At 67.7% G+C, this 4,151-nt stretch carries 3 protein-coding genes and 1 pseudogene; 1 reads left to right on the forward strand and 3 read right to left on the reverse strand.

The window, feature by feature from the left end:
- Nucleotides 1-37 precede the first annotated feature (37 nt).
- From atzF to VW23_RS01330, 3 genes are all read right to left on the reverse strand, one after another.
- Nucleotides 38-1,753: an allophanate hydrolase gene (gene atzF, locus VW23_RS01320; protein WP_069907798.1), complete on the reverse strand. Its 1,716-nt coding sequence runs from the start codon at nucleotides 1,751-1,753 to the stop codon at nucleotides 38-40.
- 375 nt (nucleotides 1,754-2,128) lie between these two features.
- Complete coding sequence (locus VW23_RS01325; protein ID WP_244513328.1) at nucleotides 2,129-3,010, reverse strand: SMP-30/gluconolactonase/LRE family protein; 882 nt, start codon at nucleotides 3,008-3,010, stop codon at nucleotides 2,129-2,131.
- Complete coding sequence (locus VW23_RS01330) at nucleotides 3,007-3,735, reverse strand: FadR/GntR family transcriptional regulator (protein WP_069907799.1); 729 nt, start codon at nucleotides 3,733-3,735, stop codon at nucleotides 3,007-3,009. Before VW23_RS01330 ends, VW23_RS01325 begins: the two co-directional genes overlap by 4 nt.
- Nucleotides 3,736-3,884: 149 nt before the next feature.
- On the opposite strand from VW23_RS01330, the pseudogene VW23_RS01335 reads away from it, so the two are divergent.
- Nucleotides 3,885-4,151 (forward strand): annotated as a pseudogene (locus VW23_RS01335) (mannonate dehydratase); the annotation flags it as partial.

A 4,151-nucleotide genomic window follows, 5' to 3' on the forward strand; every position in this document is an offset into this window, starting at 1 on the left:
CCCCTCAGGGGGCGAAGGGAGCAGGAGGCTGCGGCGCTTAACCCGTCACCTCGGCCGCCAGAAACCCCCGCCAGCCGCCGAACTCCGAAATATCCCGCGCGCCCTTGATCGCCTCGGCTTCCACCACGAACCCCTTGGCGGTGGTGCCATCCGCCAAGCGCAGCGTGCCGATGCCCAGGGGCGACGGGATCTTGGCGACGAAGGTGCCGAAGCCGCTCGCGTCGAGCGACCAGATTTCGGTGGCGACGCCCGCGCCCGTGCCGTCGGCGACGCGCAGCAGGCCGGGCTTGGGCGGGGTGGTGCCGGGGAGGGCGTAGAGCCGGTAGTCGGGCGTGGTGGTGGCCGTACGAAGGAAGTTGCCGCCTAGGCCGGTCAGTTCGCCATTGAGCGGCAGGCCGGAGAGGTGGGCGCCGACCACGGCGATCTCGATGCGCTCCGCTGTTGCGCGGACGGGAGCGTCCAGAACTTCGCCCGTCAGCGCCATGCCGATGCCGGCGAGATAGCCGTCGCTGCCGGCGCGGCCGATCAGCGTCAGGCTGCCGCGCAAGCCGTCGGAGCGGGCGTCCGTCGGTACCGAGAGGGCGGCGAGATCGAGCAGGTTGACGAAGTTGGTGTAGCTGCCGAGGTTGGAGTTGAGGGTGATCGGGTCGGCCGTGAGCTCCGCCACGGTATAGGCGCGCGGCACGGTCGGCACGGCTAGGCAATCGAGCCGGGCCAGCAGCGGCGCTACGGCGCGCTTGAGATCCATCAGCCGGTAGGTCGCCTCGAAGGCCGAGACGGCGGTGAGGCCGCGGGCGCCTTCGATGATCTTGCGGGTCACCGGGTGGAAGGAGTTCGGGCTCGCTTCGAGCAGGCGCTTGGTCGCGGCATAGCGTTCTGCCACCCACGGCCCCTCGTAGAGCAGCCGGGCCACGGCGTGCAGCGGCTCGAAATCCACCTCGATGATCTCGGCGCCGAGTGCCGCGAGGCGTTCGAGGTCGGCGGCATAGGAGGCCTCGGCCGCCGCGTCGCCGAAGAATTTCCGCTGCGCCGGGTGCGGCACGCCGACCCGCAGGCTTGGTGGCGCGGCGGAGAGGGCGGGCGCCGGCAGCGGGCGCGAAAAGGCGTCGGCGGCATCATAGGCGGCGGCCACCGTGGTGACGCGGAAGGCGGTGGCGACATCGCGCGCGAACACCGAGATGGTATCGAGCGTTCGGCAGGCCGGCACCATCCCGCTGGCCGAGAACAGCCCGAGGGTCGGCTTCAGCCCGACAATGCCGTTCATCCCGGCGGGGATGCGGCCCGAACCGGCGGTATCGGTGCCGAGCGCGAAATCGACGATGCCGGCGGCGACCGCCACGGCCGAGCCCGAGCTCGAGCCGCCGGGCACCAGGTCGGCGCGCTGCACATTGCGCGGCACGCCATAGGGCGAACGGACGCCGACGAGGCCGGTGGCGAACTGATCGAGGTTGGTCTTGCCCAAAACGATGGCGCCGGCCGCCTCGAGCCGGGCGACCACAAAGGCGGAAGCCTCGGGGGTATAGGCAAAGTCAGGGCAGGCGGCGGTGGTCGGCAGGCCTTTCGCGTCGATATTGTCCTTCACCGCAAAGATCAGCCCGTAGAGCGGCTTGCCTGAGGGGCCAGCGGCTTCGACCGCTTCGGCTTCGGCCAGCAGCGCGGCTTCAGGCTTGAGGCTGATGAAGGTTGCGGGGTCGTCATAGGCGGCGAGGGCGGCAAGGGCCTGCTGGACGGCGGTGACGGGAGAAATCTGCAAGGCTCGGCCCCTCGATGATGGTCGAGCTGATTATGCACAGACTCGCGGAGCGGCCTACGGAGATGTGTGCATTGATGGGTGATATGCAGAAAAAATGTGCAGATGTGATGTGGATGCACGAAGTGATGCAGGTGGGGCGGGGGGAGTCACCGGCCTCTCCGTCATCTCTCCCCTTGCGGGAGAGAATGCGATTTCTTGGGCTTAGCTCTTCGCTAAGCCTTAGAAATCGCAAGAGAGGGGATGCGGAGCCACCGTGCCTCCCCGCGACCCCCTCTCTGGCGAAAACTAAGGACTTAGCTGCGCTAAGCCCAAGTTTTCGCTTTCTCCCCCGCCGAGGGGGAGATGGAGCGTGGGCGGCGCCCGTGATGGGTCCGCTCAGTCCGCGAACCTGCCGACCGGCACACCCCTGGTCCCACTCGCAAAGCTCACCATCGCGCCACACAGCGGCCACTTCGCCAGATCCTCGGCCGGCACGCCGGCACTGAGGCTCGGGACATATAGCGTGCTCAGATCCGGACCGCCGAAGCAGGGCATGGTGGGGCGGAAGTTCGGCAAATCGACCCAGCGGAGGAGCTTGCCTTCGGGCGAGAAGCAGTTGAGGCGGCTGGCCGATGCGCCGCCCGACCAGTAATTGCCGTCGATATCGCAGGCGCCGCCGTCGGGGCGGCCGGTTGCTTCGTCGAGTTCGAGCCAGCGGCGGCGGTTGCTGGCCGTGCCGCTGACCGGGTCGAAATCGTAGATATCGACCCGGATGCCGCGCGAGTCCGAATGGTACATGCGGGTGCCGGCGGGGTCCCAGGCGAGGCCGTTGGAGATGCGGAAATTCTCGGTGATGACGCTGACGCCGCCATCGGCAGCGACGCGATAGAGCACGCCGACGGGGTTGGCTTCGCCGCTCGCATCCATCGAGCCGACCCAGAAGGCGCCATCGGGGCCGACCTTGCCGTCGTTGAGCCGCATCTCGGATTTCTTGTGCGTCACCGTGGCGAGCTGCTGCCGGCTGCCATCGCGCGGGTCGAACAGGATCACCGTGCTCCTGAGCGCGACGACCAGCTTTTCAGACCGGCAGAGCCCGAGTGCGCCGACCGGCTCGCCGAATTCCCAGCGCTGCCGCACGCCGGTCGCGGGATCGATGCGGTGGATGGTGCCGGGAGTGATGTCGACCCAGTAGAGCAGCCCCGTGCGCTCGTCCCAGACCGGGCTCTCGCCGATATCGCAGCGGTCGGCGACGACAGTGGTGATCTGAGGGGCGCTCACTGTCCGGTATCTTCGTGCGCGAGGCTCCATTCGCGATAGCGGCGGCGGCCGCCTTCAAGGTGCTGCCGCATGGCGACGCGGGCCTCGTCGGGCTTCCGATCGCTGATGGCGTCGAAGATGCGCTGATGCTCGGTGCGGATGACGTCGAGGAACTCCGACTTGCTCTTGTCGTCGGAGAAACTGGCGCCCAAAGCGCGGCGCGGGATCAGCCGCTCGCCCATCTCGTCGACGAACAGGCGGAAGCGCTTGTTGTTGGTGGCGTCGGCGATGGCGCGGTGGAAGGCGCGGTCGGCATCGGTGGCCAGCGTGTTGTCGCTGAGGTGGCGGTTGAACTGGGTCATCGCCTGCTCCATGCGGAGGAGGTTGGTTTCGGTCCGGCGCTCGGCCGCGAGCCCGGCCGCTTCGACTTCGACGCTGATGCGGAACTCGAGGAAATCCAGCACGTCGCCGATCTCTTCAGGCGCCGCCATCAGCATGGAAAGGCCGCCAGCGGGCAGGGGGGGCTTGCTGACATAGACGCCGCTGCCGCGCAGCGAGCGCAGCCGGCCCTCGGCCTTGAGGCTGGCAATCGCCTCGCGCACCACGGTGCGGCTCACCGAAAACTGCTCGCACAGCCGATCGGCCGGCGGCAGCTTGTCGCCGGGGTTGAGGGCGTTGGTCTCGATCAGCCGCAACAGGTCGAGCTTGACCCGGTCGGTGAGGTGGATGGCAGGGCTGGAAGACATCAGGGTTCGGGGCCGTTCGGCTGGGGTTCTGAGGCGCATTCATAGGCGGGGCAAGCGGGTTGCGGAAGAGGCGCAGCGCATTGCCCCCGTTGCCGATATGGAGAAACTATCATACTACTTTGAAGAAGTCATATTCTTGGAGGGAATGAATGTACGTAGGCACGCAGCTCGGCGGCGATCAGTTCGCCAAAGTGGGCGACCGCTACCTCAGGCAGCTGGCACAACTGGGGGTGAAGCATGTGTGCATCGACCCGGTCGGCGACCCCTGGCAGTGGGACCGTGATATCCTGATGCGACACGCCGAGCACGTTTCGAAGTTCGGCCTGGTGCTCGACATGGTGCAGCTGCCGCTGCCCTCGTCCGGTATCGAGCGGCGGCACCAGTCACCGGGCATCGTGCTCGGCAAGCCGGGCGAG

Origin of the sequence: Devosia insulae DS-56, from assembly GCF_000970465.2 — a bacterium.
Classification (GTDB): Bacteria; Pseudomonadota; Alphaproteobacteria; order Rhizobiales; family Devosiaceae; genus Devosia_A; species Devosia_A insulae.